The organism is Geobacter psychrophilus (assembly GCF_056821595.1).
Genome location: NZ_JBXDTU010000004.1, coordinates 1,284,792 through 1,301,707, shown reverse-complemented (window position 1 = coordinate 1,301,707; position 16,916 = coordinate 1,284,792). Strand labels below are relative to the sequence as shown.

The 16,916-nt window shown below is 53.2% G+C and carries 20 protein-coding genes and 1 tRNA gene; 11 read left to right on the top strand and 10 right to left on the bottom strand.

Translation table 11 applies throughout. From position 1 onward, the window contains the following. Positions 1-21: 21 nt before the first annotated feature. The 6 genes from ACOCF6_RS08335 to ACOCF6_RS08310 form a co-directional block, all read right to left on the bottom strand. Positions 22-354 (bottom strand): hypothetical protein, encoded by a 333-nt coding sequence (locus ACOCF6_RS08335; protein ID WP_482459920.1) that lies wholly within the window; start codon positions 352-354, stop codon positions 22-24. After that, positions 351-944 (bottom strand): hypothetical protein, encoded by a 594-nt coding sequence (locus ACOCF6_RS08330; RefSeq protein ID WP_482459919.1) that lies wholly within the window; start codon positions 942-944, stop codon positions 351-353. The genes ACOCF6_RS08335 and ACOCF6_RS08330 overlap by 4 nt, the downstream gene beginning before the upstream one ends. Further along, complete coding sequence (locus tag ACOCF6_RS08325) at positions 941-1,681, bottom strand: AAA family ATPase (RefSeq protein ID WP_482459918.1); 741 nt, start codon at positions 1,679-1,681, stop codon at positions 941-943. The genes ACOCF6_RS08330 and ACOCF6_RS08325 overlap by 4 nt, the downstream gene beginning before the upstream one ends. A gap of 71 nt (positions 1,682-1,752) precedes the next feature. After that, positions 1,753-4,023, bottom strand: a complete 2,271-nt coding sequence (locus ACOCF6_RS08320) for a transposase (RefSeq protein ID WP_482459917.1) — start codon at positions 4,021-4,023, stop codon at positions 1,753-1,755. After that, the gene (locus tag ACOCF6_RS08315) at positions 4,020-4,526 is read right to left on the bottom strand and encodes a hypothetical protein (protein WP_482459916.1); all 507 of its coding nucleotides are present in this window, start codon (positions 4,524-4,526) and stop codon (positions 4,020-4,022) included. Before ACOCF6_RS08315 ends, ACOCF6_RS08320 begins: the two co-directional genes overlap by 4 nt. Then, a complete protein-coding gene (locus ACOCF6_RS08310; RefSeq protein ID WP_482459915.1) occupies positions 4,519-4,845 on the bottom strand; it encodes a helix-turn-helix domain-containing protein in 327 nt (108 codons plus the stop codon). The genes ACOCF6_RS08315 and ACOCF6_RS08310 overlap by 8 nt, the downstream gene beginning before the upstream one ends. 14 nt (positions 4,846-4,859) lie before the next feature. On the opposite strand from ACOCF6_RS08310, the gene ACOCF6_RS08305 reads away from it, so the two are divergent. Together ACOCF6_RS08305 and ACOCF6_RS08300 are read left to right on the top strand one after the other, a co-directional pair. Continuing rightward, positions 4,860-5,369: a hypothetical protein gene (locus ACOCF6_RS08305; protein ID WP_482459914.1), complete on the top strand. Its 510-nt coding sequence runs from the start codon at positions 4,860-4,862 to the stop codon at positions 5,367-5,369. A 337-nt stretch (positions 5,370-5,706) separates the two neighbouring features. Beyond that, entirely contained in the window at positions 5,707-6,258 is a 552-nt protein-coding gene (locus ACOCF6_RS08300) for a helix-turn-helix domain-containing protein (RefSeq protein ID WP_482459913.1), read from the top strand. Here the strand turns inward: ACOCF6_RS08300 and ACOCF6_RS08295 are convergent. After that, positions 6,194-6,613 (bottom strand): response regulator, encoded by a 420-nt coding sequence (locus tag ACOCF6_RS08295; protein WP_482459912.1) that lies wholly within the window; start codon positions 6,611-6,613, stop codon positions 6,194-6,196. The genes ACOCF6_RS08300 and ACOCF6_RS08295 overlap by 65 nt on opposite strands. A 69-nt stretch (positions 6,614-6,682) precedes the next feature. Between ACOCF6_RS08295 and ACOCF6_RS08290 the strand changes: the two genes are divergently transcribed. Beyond that, positions 6,683-7,009: a hypothetical protein gene (locus tag ACOCF6_RS08290; protein ID WP_482459911.1), complete on the top strand. Its 327-nt coding sequence runs from the start codon at positions 6,683-6,685 to the stop codon at positions 7,007-7,009. A gap of 354 nt (positions 7,010-7,363) precedes the next feature. Beyond that, a tRNA-Glu gene (locus tag ACOCF6_RS08285) sits at positions 7,364-7,441 on the top strand. A 442-nt stretch (positions 7,442-7,883) separates the two neighbouring features. Here the strand turns inward: ACOCF6_RS08285 and ACOCF6_RS08280 are convergent. Continuing rightward, on the bottom strand, positions 7,884-8,075 hold the full coding sequence (locus tag ACOCF6_RS08280) for a hypothetical protein (RefSeq protein WP_482459910.1): 192 nt from the start codon (positions 8,073-8,075) through the stop codon (positions 7,884-7,886). Positions 8,076-8,358: 283 nt separating this feature from the next. Here ACOCF6_RS08280 and ACOCF6_RS08275 point away from each other — a divergent pair, with 283 nt between their 5' ends. From ACOCF6_RS08275 to ACOCF6_RS08245, 7 genes are all read left to right on the top strand, one after another. Then, complete coding sequence (locus tag ACOCF6_RS08275; protein WP_482463302.1) at positions 8,359-9,396, top strand: cytochrome-c peroxidase; 1,038 nt, start codon at positions 8,359-8,361, stop codon at positions 9,394-9,396. A 61-nt stretch (positions 9,397-9,457) separates the two neighbouring features. Next, a complete protein-coding gene (locus tag ACOCF6_RS08270) occupies positions 9,458-9,886 on the top strand; it encodes a DUF1924 domain-containing protein (RefSeq protein ID WP_482459909.1) in 429 nt (142 codons plus the stop codon). Between the two features lie 20 nt (positions 9,887-9,906). Next, the gene (locus tag ACOCF6_RS08265) at positions 9,907-10,437 is read left to right on the top strand and encodes a diheme cytochrome c (protein WP_482459908.1); all 531 of its coding nucleotides are present in this window, start codon (positions 9,907-9,909) and stop codon (positions 10,435-10,437) included. A gap of 65 nt (positions 10,438-10,502) precedes the next feature. After that, entirely contained in the window at positions 10,503-11,633 is a 1,131-nt protein-coding gene (locus ACOCF6_RS08260) for a cytochrome b/b6 domain-containing protein (protein WP_482459907.1), read from the top strand. Between the two features lie 482 nt (positions 11,634-12,115). Then, positions 12,116-12,805, top strand: a complete 690-nt coding sequence (locus ACOCF6_RS08255) for a TIGR04282 family arsenosugar biosynthesis glycosyltransferase (protein WP_482459906.1) — start codon at positions 12,116-12,118, stop codon at positions 12,803-12,805. Further along, entirely contained in the window at positions 12,798-13,673 is an 876-nt protein-coding gene (locus tag ACOCF6_RS08250; RefSeq protein ID WP_482459905.1) for a CHAD domain-containing protein, read from the top strand. Before ACOCF6_RS08255 ends, ACOCF6_RS08250 begins: the two co-directional genes overlap by 8 nt. Before the next feature lie 11 nt (positions 13,674-13,684). Continuing rightward, positions 13,685-15,211: a Ppx/GppA phosphatase family protein gene (locus ACOCF6_RS08245; RefSeq protein WP_482459904.1), complete on the top strand. Its 1,527-nt coding sequence runs from the start codon at positions 13,685-13,687 to the stop codon at positions 15,209-15,211. Between the two features lie 40 nt (positions 15,212-15,251). Here the strand turns inward: ACOCF6_RS08245 and ACOCF6_RS08240 are convergent, their stop codons facing one another. Together ACOCF6_RS08240 and ACOCF6_RS08235 are read right to left on the bottom strand one after the other, a co-directional pair. After that, a complete protein-coding gene (locus tag ACOCF6_RS08240; RefSeq protein ID WP_482459903.1) occupies positions 15,252-16,133 on the bottom strand; it encodes a diacylglycerol/lipid kinase family protein in 882 nt (293 codons plus the stop codon). A 51-nt stretch (positions 16,134-16,184) separates the two neighbouring features. Beyond that, positions 16,185-16,604: a response regulator gene (locus tag ACOCF6_RS08235; protein WP_482459902.1), complete on the bottom strand. Its 420-nt coding sequence runs from the start codon at positions 16,602-16,604 to the stop codon at positions 16,185-16,187. Between the last annotated feature and the right edge of the window lie 312 nt (positions 16,605-16,916).

Below are 16,916 nucleotides of genomic sequence, written 5' to 3'. Positions count from 1 at the left end.
TAATAGTATCCAGGGCAGCATCTATTTGGCTCCGTTCTGGGGACAGGTCAGGCAGGCCCGGTACATGCGGGCATAGAAGCTGTCCGTGGTTGTCGTGCGCTTCTTGTAGCCGGCGCATTCAGCCAGGGTGATCTCTCCCAGCTCGGGACAATTAACCGTCTCGCTGCCCAGGACTTCGCGAATGCGGCGTTCAATGGTATCAGGGGCGGCATAGGTGCCTCCGCGATATTGGGACATCTGGCTATCAGATATACCGAGCATCTTTGATACGGCAGCCGCACCGCCTTTGCCCTTTTCGTTGTTGCGTTCGGCAATGGCCTGTTCGAGGATCGCTCTCAAGTCGCTCGTAGTCACTCGGCCCCTCCTTCAATCCGACTCCATACCACCCGTCGCAGGTTTGGGTCGTATACCTGCTTGGTGCGCTGGATCTGCGGCGGCTGTGGCCCGGTCCACATGGCGTTAATCAGGCAATATGTCTGATTGGAACGTCCAACCAGGTACCCGGCGACGCATAATGCCGCACAGTAGGTTTTTGCCTCGGACTCGGCCACTTCGTGGGCTTCGGTGGAGGAGTTGAAGGCCAGGTCGCGGACGGTGAATGTTTTCAGCACCTGCATGGCGTTCCACATCTGCAGGCGGCCCTGACCCATGGTGACCGGCTTGCCGTCCTTACGTACCCTGGGGGCTTCGAAGCCGGTGTCTTTGACCAGGGTGTAGAATACGGTGCCCTTAGGATGGCCCGCACTTCTGGTAGCGTCCAGGTACCCGGCTTTCGTCAGGCCGGTCAGATATTCGCGGATGCTGCCCAGATCAAGCTTTGCGTCGACGTCTCCAGCGGTGAAGGTTGCCTGTGGTCCATGTATGCCTTCGCGGACCCGTATCCAGTTCCAGATGGCCTGACGACATTCCGACGGTTGCTGTTTGTCGATCGGCTTTCGACTCATTTGGCACCCCTTGCAGGAGCCTTCCCGGTATAGAGAGGCGTATTGCCCCAGGTGGCCAGGTCGATGGTGTCGCGGCCCATGCGCAAGGTGGTCTCTTCGACCAGCTCCAGGTTGACGCAGATCCGGCGGGCGGAGCCTTCGGAGCGGGTGTGGATGTGCGCCAGCAGATCGTCAGACAGTGTGATCTTGTGGCAGTAGTATTCGGCCAGCAGGCGGGCGTCTTCTATGTCGAGCTGCTTGACGGGGGACCAATCGAGCACCCGGCTGTGGACGCGCTCCCAGCGCATGAGCTTGTCGGGAAAGCACTCCTCGCCGATCAGCAGCACAGGGGCCTGGCTGCCGTCATAGATGTCGCGGACAATCTCGACTGCGCCCTTGTCGACCAGGTGATCCATTTCGTCGATGATCAGCGGCCGTCCGGATGTCTGCAACTGGGCGCAGACCTGGTCAAGCATGTCCGGCATGGTTTTACCGGGCGTGATGCCCATGCGCTTGAGGATCTCTACCAGGACGGTCTTACGGTTCCATACCGATTTGCATTCGACCCGGTAGGCTTTGTAGTAGTTCATGAGGTAGATGGCTGCCGATGATTTGCCGAGGCCGGCCCGGCCATAGAGGACGCCGATTCTGGGCAGATGGCTGGATGCGTTTACCAGCCGCTCCATGCAGGTTACGGCCAGTATGACGTTATTGAGGGCTGCTACGGTGCCCTTGACGGATGATACGAGTTGTGACATTGTTAAGCCTCCTAGTTTTGATTTGAAAAGGTCGGGGGTCGCGAGTTCCCGGCCTTTTCTATTGAAAACGTCTATTTCACGGCCTTGGCCGCTTCCTCTTCCATTCCCTTGATTGCCTTGTATTCGTTACTCTGCTCATAGATCATGAGCGTCTTGTATTCCTCTTCAGATATGCTGCCGCCGTCGGTCAAAACCGATCTGAGCCCCTTCATGCGCCGGTATTTACTGCGGGCGGATTCTACTTCCAGGCTGCGCACGTTGGTGTTCACCTTGGCCGATATCTCGGCTTTTAAGCGCTCTTTAAGGGCCTGTTGATCAGGTGTTAAAGTAGGGGTTAAAGGCTTGTGTATGCCGTCCAGTGCGTTGGCGGCCTCCCTGGCAGCAGTCAGGCCGGGTGTGGTGTGTTCTATGGTTGGACGGGGGAAGTACGTTACATTCCCCTGGGCCTTGGCCGCCTCTTTCTCGCGATAGGTCAGTACGGCATCGACCACGTCGACGCCTTTCAGATCCTTCTTGGCTTCGCGGGTCAGGCGGGTGATCTCTTTCTTGTGCTCATTGTGCAGGGCACGGGTGGCGTGGGCGACCTCGGCCATTGAGATGCCGGTTCGCTTGGGATCCTCGGCAATACAGAGAAACTCCCAGACACCATATTCATTCATGATGTGGACAATGATCCGCCCCAGGTCGGAGGGATCCTGGAAGGCCCGGCACGCCTCTCCGGTGTGTACGCCCAGGGCCGTGTGGATGTAGAAGCCGCCGTTGACCCGGATACCCTTTTTGCCGATGATCGGCAGTCGGCCGCCACGGCGGGCCGCTTCGGACAGCAGCATGTCCAGGGCGCGTACATCGCTGATGACGCTGATCGGGTACGGCCATTCAGCCAGGGCCTGATTCGGGGTTTTGCCGAGACGAGAGTGGACGGTGTTGTGATAGTTGGCAGTCCAGCGATCGATGAACGCCTGCAGCTCGGAGGCGCTGACGGATATCTCGATCACCTCTTCTTTGTTCATGAGGCGCTGGGCAAAGGTTTTGCGTGATTCGATCTCTTTGCGATCGGCGACGTTGTGGCCGCAATAGCCGGGTGTCAGTTCGATCAAATCGTGACTGAAGGTACGGAATGAGCGCTCGATATGCGGTTTTTCATCACCGCTGAAGGGGTTGCAGATGTGTTGATCGATAAGCAGATCTCTCAGGATACGATCGAAATGTTCTGATATGTACGGTGCGCCCTGATCGGTGACCAGGGTGCCGTTGGCGGGCACGCCCCAATCAATGATGCAGTTGCGCACGATAAAGGCGTTGTCGCGGGCCTTTTCGGTCTTGTTCACATAGTATTTCAGCCGGGCGGTACCGACGTCGGTGACGCCGAGAATCTTGTAACGCTGGCCATCGGTGAGTAGCAGATCTGCGGGGGTGGCGTCGATTTCCCACAGCTGGTTGGGTCCGTCGATCCCTTCGGAGCGTGAGCCGAAGGCAGGCTGAAAGCGGTTCTTGAAGTCGTCAGGATTGGAAGCCAGGGAAAACTGATGGACATTTTTCGCTTTCCATTTGTCCATGAAGCGCTTGACTGTTTTGTCGGAAACCTCGGGAGCATTCGGCATCAGTCCGCGCAGGGCCTGGTTGCATTTCTTCTCGGTAATGTGCGGGTACTTCAGGATCAAAGCCGTGAGGGTATCGGCCATGGGGGCTTTATCTGTACCGTCCGGCAGGGTGGTTTTGTTCCAGGTCTCGATTTTGCCCTGATCTTTACGGTTACCGTCCAGATTGACCAGACCCATCATGCCCAGCTCGTATTCAGCCTTGATCCAGGCCCGCATGGTACCGGGATGAAGATGTGAGATCTCGTTACGCACCCAGGGTGCCACGTCGATTCGGCCGAGTACGTATTCATGGGCAAAGCTGTCCTGGCCGTGTTTCTTGGCCAGGCGGTGTGATGTGATGTAGTGGTGGCAGGCCTTGATGATCGCCATTTTGGCGTTTGCCTTGAGCTGCTGCCGGTCGGGTAAACGGTAAAACATGGCCAGAGACTCGGTACGGGCAGCCAGGCGCTGACGTTCTTGCTCCTCTGCAGAGAGCTTGATCTGGGCGGCATAGTTGCTGGCGGCCTGAATGACTGGTGCGTCATAACCGACTTTGGTATTGAGGGCGGCCAGGGCCAGACGGGTTTCGGCGGGGAGAGATGTTATTGCGATGTATATTGTGTTGCCACGGAACTCATAATCAACGCCGATTATTCCCTCGCGACGGACTTTTGCGATTATGTTTTTCTTGGCAGTTGGCAATCCGGGAAGCCCGCCTTTCACTAAATCAGCCAACTCTTGTGGCGTGTAGTGAGTTTTCATGGCCGCCCCTCCACTTCCTGTAATAGCGTCTCCAGGCGCTTCTTATCGGCATCCAAGGCCTTGGCTTCGGCGGCCTTGGCTGTCTTCTGTTCTTCCAACTTGCGTATATCCGCCCGCAGTGCATCCGGTCCGCGCAGGGTAAAGGCTCCGCAGGCCTGGGAGGTGACGTTGAGTGCATCCAGGTTGCCAGTGGCTTTACGAAACGCCGGCAGGAATTCCAACGGAAAACGGTGATTTTCTTTGGACTGGCACACCCAGGCGTTGATCATGTGAACGGTGATCTCTTCGCCGGCGTGAAAGCTCATCTCGTCGGCGATCTGCTCGCGGGATTTGCCGGCGTGACGCAGGGCCGAGGTAAGCACGGCGATGATCTGTTGTCTGATGTTGAGACTACCGGGGACCGGTGTGGTTTTGGCAATCTCCATCTCTTGCCGGATTACTTCCTCGAACAGGCTCAACTGACCCGCCGCAGCGTGGTCTATTTTTTTCTGAGGGTTAGACATTGCACACTTTCCGTTTAGCTGGTAATGTTGCGCTGTCAGAGTACTTTTTCAGGAATTCAGTACGGGCTGTTTCGGCCTTTTGCTGGGCAACTATATTGGCCTCGATCGCAACCACCCTGCGGAGGTAGATTGCATATCCACGACCCCATGCCTTGACCGGATCAAGGCCGAGGTGGGCAGCAATGGCATTGCGGGTTTGTACCCCGTGCTTGTGACCTTTAACGGTCTTTTGCACGCAGTGGTAGCCGAGACCGATCGCCGTGGCCAGGTCCTGGACAGTCATGCCGCGTAGCTCTATCAGTTGCTGTAGGTAGTTCATGAGGAGATCCTTTTATGTCTCTTGAAGATTATGGAATTACTGAAAAAATGGCGTTGAGCGTTTTGTCTGTGTTTTGGTTAGAAACATGGCCAAAAATACTTACAGCCAGGCGGCTACATAAAATTGACAAACTTAAATACATACGTTCCCATGTGCGCTGTATTCCATGGCCACATGTAGATGAGTACAATAATCTGTTAGAAAAACTCGTTACGTCTCGTACTGCAGCTGAAATACGAACTCCTCTTTTGCTCGCCAAAGAACAGGTTATACGGCGGATCAATCATAATTCTTGTTTCTTCACTCAAATTGGCCGGGAACAGTATTTTGATCTCAAGCTCACTGCAGCGGAAAAAGACTGGGCACGGCAAATCATAGTTAAGCTCATGCACGTTGGCCCCGATGGAGATCCAGCTGTAGGACAAGCTGTCCCATGGTTTGAAGAGTGGCAATGGGAAGCTTTGAAAGCTTCAATATCTCTCTGTAAGACAGAGCAACACAGTTGTGAAGTTGCGCAGTTTTAAGGTGCCGCTTCCAGACATCAGTACCCGTTGGCTTTACATGCAACATACAAAGAATATCTCTGGCGGCTAGACTCTTTGGACATGTATTATTGTGTGGCATTAACCGCCTCCTTTTTTTACCCGCTGAGTCTAAATCGTGGGGCAATGTTAGACTGAAAATACACGGAGAAATACCGTGTAGTCAAGAGAAATATCGCGTAACAGTCGCATTTTTTCGCCGTACCTGCGCCTTTGCTGTAACCATTTGTTATTGCTAAATATATTTTGACTGTTACGCTTTCGAATAACGTAACAGTTTGCGTAATGGTTGGTTGTCCCGAACTGTTACGGTGAGGATATGGATATGTCATTAGCTGAGCGCCTTAAATCAGCCCGCGAATCGATAGGGAAAAGCCAGAAAGAGATGGCTATTTCGCTGGGCACAAGTTTCCGTGCATGGCAAGACTATGAAGCGGGGAATAATGTGCCTGGTGGACGTGTTTTTATGTCACTGTCCGAAATGGGATTTAATGCTAATTGGCTGTTGACTGGCAAAGGTGGTATGAAGCTGGGAGAGGCCATAGAGGCGGGTGCAGAAGGGCCGAAAAAGGTAGAAGAGACAAAAAGAGCTGACCGCTCCCCGGTTAAACAGGCAGCGGTCAGCTATATTGACGCCATGACGGACATTGAGGCGTCTGAGGTGATAAAGTTTGTCGTCTCACATCAAGAAGTGAAAAACGATGATGAGGACGATCAGGCCGTCAATCGTGCCGCGTTTGCTAGACTCGTGGAAAATTTGGACGAGGACGGGAAAGCCCAACTTCGGGAAATTCTTAAAATGCGCATCAAGCAAGCACTTGATAATGAGTCCGCAAATGCCGAGATTGAATTGCGGCCAACCGGGACTTGATCAGACGGAGCAGTTCACCATGATTACTCGGTTTGGTCATAACGTGATCAACTCCGACTAGAAAGCCTTCTATGATTGTTGATTGTTTGTTGCCTAAACAGGTCTTGAAAAAAATAGGGATGTCTTTAGTGCGTTTGTTTTCCCTTAATAGATTGCACGTTTCATAGCCGTCAATCCCCGGCATCATGATATCCAGCAAGATCAGGTCGGGCTGCGTAAATATAGCACGATGGTAACCTGTTTCACCATCCTCTGCGATGAGGACTCGGAAACCGGCGGTGGATAGTACATTGGTCATAATATCAAGCTCTCTGTAGTCGTCATCTATGACCAAAATGGTTTGCTGCTGCTGCATTTGTTCTGTTCCTCCTGGGGGGTAATTACGCCCTGGGGCGCTTAAAAACTGTTGGGCCAGGAGGATGTGATGAGGTTGTGTGTAATTGCCATAATACTGCTTTTGGCGCTATCTGTTGAAAATCGGCAGGCGGATGCAGTGTCCCAACCAAAAGCAAATACAGAATTATCAAATAAAGTAATGGATCTAACGCTCTCGAAACATCGTATGGCAACAAAAGTTAAAGTTTCAGGAAAAAAACTCATCGTTTATGTGATGTTCCAACATAATAGATCTGTTGATGTTATTCATGACCCTGACATTGTGTCTCTTGCAAAACAATCCGGTCTCAAGCGTGTTGAGTTTCATGACTGGAATGGATTTTCACGAGAGTATATTTCCAAGGATATAAAATGAATTTGGCCGAAGTGTGCTCTAAGTCCATTTCATAAATCATGTGTCTAGGTTCTGATTTGATAATTTTTCATCTGTCCAATACCTGGTTGATAAAAATTTTCGCGCCACGCCATAAACCCGCATCAATACAAGCGATCCCACGATAATTCACCATATCCCAGCTTATCCCACTATTTCATGTAGCATCTGTCTCGTCACACGGTGGTCCTAATGATATTGCGGAGAAAAAATATTTCCATTTGTAATAAAAATATATTGACGGGATAATTTTATTCCGGTATATATTGACGTCTATCGCGCCTGCTTTGGGCCAGGGACCGCTTTTGCGGAACAGGTGCGATACGTAAAACAAACGTCCCCTTCGTCTAGCCCGGCCCAGGACACCGCCCTTTCACGGCGGCGACACCGGTTCAAATCCGGTAGGGGACGCCAACTTTCAGAAAGGTCATTTTCCTCCGGGGAAGTGACCTTTTTTATTTGGTGCTCCCGGTTGGTATGTGCAAGTAACCCAAAAGGTTTTCTGGCGCTTGGGATGAGCTCGCTTCTGAATTCTGAATTTGTTGTTCAGCCGTTTGTATGCATCTGCCGCAATAGTTCCATCCAGCATGTCCCGATACATTTCTTCCAGCCGGACTTCCAGCTCCTGCTATTTCAGCAACAACCCCTTGAGCTGTTCCTCTTTTATTGGTTGACTTTATAAATAAACATGATAAAAGAGACAATGTTTGTCTTGTTGGATGAGGTCTGTAACGGAGTGGTAACGTGATGCGATTGAGTTTTTGTTTAATCGTGCTAGCCTTGCTGGAAGTAGGTTGGCGGAAGCAGCATGCTGTTAAGTTCCTCTTTTTTGCGGGTGAAACAAGCCATGATAACTTCACATAGACGTATAGTCATGTTTCTGTTGCAGGTGGTATTCCTGCTGCTTCTCGTGCTGATCAGGTGTGACCATGTTTCGTCCCTGCCCCAGTATGACGGCGATGCCGTCAAGGTTCAGCTCAGTCTGCAATTCGATGACATGGATATTGAATGTGCCGATTTTGATGAAGATACAGTCGGCAGTGATCATGACAACAGCCCGGAATATGCAAAAAATTCCAGCGAGTTACTGCAGCCAGTATCTTCCACAACCGGGAGATTTTATCCTGTTGTGCATAATAACCACCTGCCAATGGTCTATCTCCCGGTATTTTCCCCCCCTAAAATCACTGCCTGATTCTTCCATGAAATCCACAATCAGTTGATGTAGTCAGCTTTTGCGCAGTATGTGTGCCAGCACGTGTTTGCATGCTTCAGGTATGTTGCAACGGCCGGTGCGTCTTTAAAATTTGACCAAAAAAAGGAGAAGCATGATGAAATGGAAAATATCAAGTGGTCTCGTGGTGTTAATGCTGGTGGGAGGTGTTGCCTGGGGAAAGGATGACATAATGAGTCAGGCCCAGATGACCTTCAAGCCTGTTCCGGCAAAACCGCCGGTTCTGAAGAACAACCCGGCCACGCCACAAAAAATTGAACTGGGTAAAATGCTCTTTTTTGAGCCGCGACTATCGTCATCAAATCTGATCAGCTGCAATACCTGCCATAATGTCGGGCTCGGCGGAGTGGACATCCAGGAGACTTCCACCGGTCACGGCTGGCAGAAAGGCCCGCGTAACGCTCCCACAGTGTTGAACTCCGTGTACAACCTGGCCCAGTTCTGGGATGGTCGGGCAGAAGATCTTGCGGCCCAGGCCAAGGGCCCGGTACAGGCGTCGGTTGAGATGCACAACACACCGCTGCGGGTTGTGGAAACCCTCAAAAGTATTCCCGGCTATCTGCCGCTATTCAAAAAAGCATTTCCCCGCGATAAAGATCCGATCACGTTTGACAACATGGCCAAAGCCATTGAAGTTTTCGAAGCAACTCTCATTACTCCTGATTCCCGTTTTGACAGCTACCTCAAAGGAAACCGGAAAGCACTTGCAGCCAAAGAGCGCGAAGGGTTAAGGCTGTTTATGGCCAAAGGGTGCTCTGTTTGTCACAATGGTGTAAATATTGGCGGTGCCGGATACTTCACCTTTGGTGTCAAAGAAAACCCTGCAGCCAATGTCCGCCCCACGGAAGATCTTGGCCGATTCAAGGTTACCAATACTGCAGCTGACAAATATGTCTTTAAGTCTCCATCGCTGCGCAATATTGAACTGACACCCCCTTACTTCCACTCGGGCAAGGTATGGAAACTCAGTGACGCAGTAAAGATCATGGGGACGGCTCAGATCGGGATCAGCATCAATGACGATGAAACCGATAAATTAGTTGCTTTTCTCCTAACTCTTAATGGCAAACAACCGAAAGTCGTGTATCCGATCATGCCGCCTAATTCAGATGCCACGCCGAAACCATTGTTGTAGAAACGTCTGCACAATTCAGGACTGAGTATGTTTTAACATTATATTTTCAGGAGGATAAATTATGAACGCTCTGTCTGTGATCACTGCAGTCTGTCTGGTCGCTGTAATGACTCCGGCGCTTGGTCTTGCTGCAGGGCTTAACGCGGAAATGAAGAAATACGTGCAGGGTTTGGAAGCACAGGCAAAGAAGGAAAGCGGCTTTAAAGGATTTGACGCGGAGAGGGGCAAAAAACTTTTCTTTAAAACGCGACCGAATGACAAGTCCGGCCCCATATCCTGTGCCACCTGCCACACTTCTGACCTGAAGAAGAGCGGCAAAACCCTCGTGGGAAAGGCCATCGAACCACTTGCCCCATCAGCCAACCCCAAAAGGCTTACCGATGTCAAAGAAACGGAAAAGTGGCTGGCGAGAAACTTCAAACAGGTATATGGCCGAGAGGGTACGGCCAGGGAAAAGGGTGACGTCCTGACATTCATCGATAAACAATAATTTCAGAAGGAGAACAGAATATGAAACTCAACAGAGGAATTTGTCTGGCGGTTCTGCTCATCTGCACCGTCTATGCATCTGTCCTGGCCAGTGAAAACCGGGAAGGAAGTTCCCGGGAAAAAACCTCATCAATACTGGGGTCGGTAACAAACAGTGCCTATCTCAAGGAGTGCGGCGCTTGCCATTTTGCTTTCCAGCCTCAACTCCTTCCCAAGAGATCCTGGGAAAAGATCATGGGCGCCCTGGATAATCATTTCGGCGACAGCGCCACCCTTGATGAGACGACCAGATCCGGGATACGGGACTATCTCGTAAAAAACAGCGCTGATAAAAGTTCCTCTAAGGTGTCGGTCAAACTGCTCGCCTCAATCGGTAAATCGGAAGCCCCTCTCAGGATAACAGACACTGGGTACTTCAAAAGAAAACATGACGAGGTACGGGCAGCAGTCTTCAAAAGGAAGTCCATCGGTACAGCTTCGAACTGCGTCGCTTGTCATTTGACGGCGGAGAAAGGTGACTTTGACGAGCATAAGGTGAAGATCCCCAAATAATGAACGGGCTTTTCGTTTACCACCCTGAAAAATAACGCAACAGCCGTCATGCAAAGGGCAATGCTATGAAAGAAATCAATGTTTGGGACATCCAGACGCGTATATTCCACTGGTCTCTGGTGATATTCGTACTCTGCACTGTTGTTACCGCTGACATACTCAGTTTTTTCGGCATTGACCTGGTCAACAAGGATAGCTGGCTTACCTTTCATATCGGCACCGGCGTTGCGGTTGCGATCCTCCTGCTCTTCAGGATATTCTGGGGGCTCAACGGCCCCCATTATTCGCGCTTCAGTTCCCTGCATCTCTCGCTGGCAGAGCTTTTCAGCTATTTTAAGGCAATCACCAGGAATGAAAAAACAAACAATACCGGCCATAATCCCGCAGCTTCCTGGAGCGCCCTCGGCATAATCACGCTCGGTCTGCTGGCGGTGTTAACCGGAGTGATTGTTTTCGGTATAGACGAAGGGAGGGGCATTTTCAGATTCCTGTACATCGATTATTACGCTTATGCCGACCAACTGAAATTGCTGCATCGGGTGCTCTCCTATCTCCTGCTCGGAGTAATTTTCGGCCATGTGTGCGGAGTTTTGAACGAAACAATACGACACAAAACCGGCATCATCTCTGCCATGTTTACGGGAACAAAACTCTCTGATGAAACCGAAAAACCGATATTGACTGTCACACCAATGCGCTTAATCTCTTACTTATGGGTAATTTCACCGCTAGGGGCAATGCTCTATCTGACCAGTGCAATGGAAACAAAACAACCGGTGAAGCTGTCAATACCGCAAATCTACCTGAAAGAGTGCGGTTCCTGCCATATGGCATTCCCACCGAATTCACTCTCGGCTGAAAGCTGGAAAAAGATGATGACCAGCCTCAATGACCATTTTGGCGACGATGCCTCCATCAATGACGTTGCGAAGAAAGAGATCGAGGCTTTTCTTGTCAAGTATGCTGCGGAAACGTCCCATGAGGAAGCGTCGCTCAAATTTCTCCGCTCGATCAACAAAGAAAATCCCCCGGCGAGAATTACCGATATCCCCTATTGGAAAGAAAAACATAAACCGATAAATCAGGCGATTTACCAGCGAAGCTCAGTCAAGTCCAGGATCAACTGCGTAGCCTGTCACAAACTGGCCGAATATGGTTCGTTTGAAGATAATGACATTCGTATACCGAAAAATTGAAAAAGGAATACGGGGAACTGGGAGGACACTGCTTGCTCTGTTGTATTGAAGGATGTATGTATGTAACTGCTTTAAAATAAAAACGATAATGTTTGCCAACTACCGTTAATTCCTTATGTGGCCAGCCCTGCATGCCCTCTTTGAGGATGAAAATCCTCTTCTCGTCAATGCCCTTTTCTTTCAGATAGTCATACGTGTTTTTGGCACCGCCGCCGCCCCGCGGGCAGATGACAACCACATCGTTTGTGGTCGATGAAAGCCGCGCTGCAATTCGATCCAGTTTTTGCTTGTCGTCCGCTGACGTGACAGGGTCGCCAGGCGATAGATATTGATTCTTTCGGGGAATTGTGTCTTTGATCATAGAGAGGAAGTAATCACGCGGCGAAAGTCACACATGAAGATCACATTCCTCATGTGTGCCGGGTATCCGGCCTCCCGATGAATGTCCGCTTGTCGCAACGTATTGAAACAGGAACAGTGCAATGAAATCTACCCCGCAGCACACCTCCGTAGCGCTCTTTGTACGCCACCCGGTTCCCGGGCGTGTCAAGACCCGTCTGTCCTGCGATTTGGGCAACGAGGCCGCCTGTGATTTCTACCGGGCTATGGTGGCGGATTGCATTGCGAATATTACCGCAAGCGCTCTGCCGATGTACCTGTTCCATGATGGTCAGGATGCTGTTGGTCTTCCTGAAGAGTGGGTGACCGCTGCCGAAGGTGTTATGATGCAGGAGGGCGATTCTTTGGGTGAACGCATGACAGCCGCGTTTGGATGGCTGTTCTCGGTCGGCTGGCAGCGGGTCATGCTGCTCGGCAGCGATATACCGGGGGTTGACGCTGAGCTGCTGCAGTCGGCCAGTGTTGCCATGGAGGGGGTTGACGTGGTGTTTTCCCCGGCCTTTGACGGCGGCTACTGCCTGGTCGCCGCACACAAGGATGGCTTTAACGCCGCACTGTTTCGAAATATCCCCTGGAGCACATCCCGGGTCCTGGGTGCAACGCTCGACATCTGCGCGAGTGATTATGTGACCTATACGCTGCTTGATCCTCGCCAGGATATCGATACCGTGGAAGATATCAGGGCGTATTGCAGGCAGCCATCAGCACATGCCGCCTCCACCAACAGCTGGCTGGCGTCACACGGATATATGGAGCTACCGGGCCATGGCTGAAAACAGCCGCAACGACAACGTGGGCAGAAATGACCTGCATAGCGCCGGCATAGGTGGGCAGGCAATACAGGTGCTGCATGCCCAGTGGGACGAGTTCCGCAGGTTACGGAAGATGGTTCTTTGTCATCATGATACGGACTCGATTCATGACCTGCGGGTCGTATCGCGTCGCATGCGGGCATCGCTGGGGCTGTTTGAGCCATTCATATCCAAAAGAGCGGCAAAGACCCTGTCGAAGGGGCTCAGGCGGATTACCCGTGAATTAGGACATGTGCGCAACATTGATGAAGCCCTTTTGTATGTGACATCGTTGCCGCTGGCTCTTCCCGTTCTGACTGAGGGGCTGCGCCGGATCCGGAAGCAGGAGATAAAAACCGTCACCAAGGTTCTCAAGCGCTTTCCCTGCCGGGCAATGGGAACGGTACTGAGGGAAGCGATGACCAGCCTGGCCGAAAGGACGTGCAGAGACAGCACGGATCAAGCCCTGCCGGTCTATTTATCGGACACAGCCGTGCAGCGCTTTCAGGCGCTGCACGCGCTGCTGGCGCCCGCCATCATCCCGGAGAATGGGGAACTGCGCCATAAACTCCGCATAGCGGTCAAGAAATGGCGCTATCTGCTGGAGACCATCGGGCAGGTCTGCAGTCAGGAGTACGGTGCCACGCTGGAGGAGCTGAAGGAGTACCAGGCACTGCTGGGCAAGCTGAACGACATGGTCGAGTTCGGGGTATTGAGCAACAGGCTGAAACTGCCGCCGGATGAGTCGCAGGGGATCAACGCCGCACTGGAGCGGGATACGGCTGTATATCTTGCCGCGTTTATCCAGCTGGCCCTGTCACGACCGCTGCTGTATAGCTTTCATCTGTGAGGAGTCTTGACGTGAATACGAAACGACTGGCCGCCATTGATATCGGAACGAACTCGATTCGCTGCATCGTTGTGGAAGCGGACCATAAGGGGGGCTACAAGGTCCTGGACGATGAGAAAAGCACGGTCAGGCTGGGAGAGGATCTCACCCGGACCGGGGCCATCTCGCCCGAGGCGTCGGCACGGGCTGCCGAGGCGGTCGGCCGATTCAGGAAACTGATCGCCGGTCTGAAGGTGCGAGCCGTGGAGGCGATTGCCACCAGCGCCATGCGGCGGGCCAGTAACGGCCAGGATCTGCTGGACACCCTTTCAGCCGAGCTCGGCCATGAAATTCGTGTCATCTCCGGCGAGGAAGAGGCCGGGCTGGCCATGGTGTCCGCCCAGCGGCATTTTGATATGGAATACAAGCGCTATGCCGTGTTCGACATCGGCGGCGGCAGCCTGGAGATTACAACCGCCCTGGGAAACCACATTGAAGAGTGCTATTCGCTTGATCTGGGGGCCGTTGTCATGACCGAGCAGTTTCTCAGCCATGATCCGACCCGGCCCGTTGACCTGCAGCTTCTGCAGCGCCACGTGCGCAGCACCCTCAAAAAACAGGTCAGCAGATCCGGGGTTCAGCTGCATACCCTGATCGGCTCGGGTGGCACGACGACAGCCATTGGTTCCATGGTCATGAGCGCTGTCGGCAAATCCTATGCCTCCATCCATGGCTATGAGGTGCTGCGTTCCGAGGTCGTCCACATGCTGGCGATGCTGACCCGCAAGGGCCTGGCCGAACGACGGCTGGTGCCGGGGCTGAATGCCGACCGGGCCGATATCATCGTAGCCGGTGTTGCCGTGATAGAGGAACTCATGCGCTTTTTCGGCGCCAACCAGCTGCTGGTCAATGAGCGCGGCATCCGCGAGGGGCTCATCATCCGGGCGCTGGAAAAACACGGATTGATCCCGGTCGCCACGGCACCGCGGAACTGGCGGGAGGCGGCCCTGGATTTTGTCCGATCCTGCCACATCGACGAACCGCATTCGCTGCATGTGGCCCGGCTGGCCCTGTCCGTATTCGACGGGCTTTCGGCCCCCTTCAACCTGAAGAAATCAGACCGCAAACTGCTGGAGGCGGCCGCCATACTGCACGACGTCGGCTATTTCATCGCCTACAGCAGTCACCATAAACACTCCTATCATCTGATCCGCCATGCGGAACTGTTCGGATTTACGCCCCGCGATCGTGAACTGATCGCCCAGATCGCCCGCTACCACCGCAAATCACTGCCCAAGCGCAAGCATGAAACCTTTCAGGTCCTGAACGAAGAGGATCAGCAGCGCGTCCGGCGGCTGGGGGGGATCCTGCGGCTGGCCGACGGGCTCGACCGCCGTCGCAGCTCGACTGTTCAGTCGATTGACTGCACATTCGGCGGCATGCTCTTCAGCGTGCGCTTGAACGGGTCCGAAGACATGTCCCTGGAGATCTTCGGGGCCACCGCCAAGAAAGACCTGTTTGAGAAGGCTTTCGGCCTGCGGGTCGTGTTTGTGACGTAGTGACAGTAATGGGGAGCGGGAGTTGATACTCTTTGCAGCGCTAAACGATTATCCGGGCGAAATAGGCCACACACTTCAAGCGTGCCGGACTATAGCCGATAAAGTCACCGTCAATCTGGATCGGCTTGCGCCCCCGGATCTCGCAGCCATCAACCGGGATGCGGAGTAACGAGCGGCTTGTCGCAAGCCGTCCTGAAAACATTTCAAACACCAGCTGCAGGTAGGTTCTGCGGCTGTTTTTTTGGACGCAGACGGCCTCCAGGCCGGGAGAAAAGACAGAGCAGTCGGGGGCCAGCCTGAAGCTGCCGCCGTAGCGCGATGCGTTGCAGATGATGACGCTGTGGCATGCTATCCTCTGTCCGGGTGTACTGATCTCGACCAGGCTCCTGTCCCATCTCAGGCAGCTGAGCAGGGCGGCGATTGCATAGGCCCCCTGCTTCAGGAGGTTCTTGCCCGGCAGCCAGACATCCCTGACAACTTCACCGTCAAAACCGATGCCGGCCATGAGTACGAAACGCCGGCTGGCCCCCTCCGCTTCAATCACCCCCACAGACAGCGCTTGCGTTTTCCCGGCAATGATCCGGTCGAGGCCGTCTTCAATTGAAGGGATGCCGAGTTCGGCTGCCAGCACGTTGGAGGTCCCCAGCGGCAGGATGGCGAGGGTCGCCGCCTGCGGGTTCAGGCCGTTGACAACCGCATTGATGGTTCCGTCACCGGCCGCCACAATCACCAGCGGTTGTTCGCTGGACGTGTTGATGGTGTGGAAGATGGAGGGGCCGTCGTTCGTTGCGGTCACTGTGCACAGTATCGGCGAGAGCCCGGCATCGCTCAGGCGCGTGATGACGATGTCGATGCGGCGTTGGTCATATCGGCCGGAGTGCGGGTTGATGAAGAGGTAGGATTCCATAGATGAGGAACTCATAGCATGATCCTGCTGAAAATTCATGCGGGAAAACAGTTGTATGTGTAATATTCACTGCTTGGAGATGGTGCTGCCCGGAGCCTTGACCTGCTTCAGCGCACCCAGCAGTCTGAAATAATACCGGATGGTATCCATCAGCTCATCAGGATTAAACGGCTTGGTCAGGTAGTCGGTGACATACTCCTGAATCCCTTCCATCTTGTTGTCGGGCGCGCCCAGTGACGTCAGCATGACAATGATGTTGCCGTCAAACAGATCGCCTGCGACGATCTTGCGGATCGTATCCCAGCCGTTCAGGTCGGGCATCATGACATCCATCAGGATCACACCCCGGAAGCCCGCCCCCAGATGTTCAAGGCACTCGTCACCACTAGCAGCCGTCAGCAGCGTGACCCCCTCGGACTCAAAGAGCGCCTCCGCCGACTCCCTGATCATACCCTCATCATCGACAAGCAGTACCCTGGCATTCATTATTGTGACTCCTTGAAGATCGTTGCGACCCCGCCGAAGAGGTCCTGAACCCGGTTCATCGTGCGGATTTTTGTACGTTTTGCACCTGCAGGTTGATCGTAAGCAGTTACAGTGCCAATACAATAAGCAGCCGTAAATACCCGTGGTTTTGGTATGTTATGCAAAGGATGCCTTGTGTCAGGGGTGCGCCAAAGGTTGCAGGTCCGAAGGAACTCATGGCGCAACGCCGGAATGGAGGGGCGTGAAGCGGCGGGTACCGGGTGTGAAACCTGCGGAGCGGGTGCGACGATTGTCGCAGGGGAGGCGGATGAT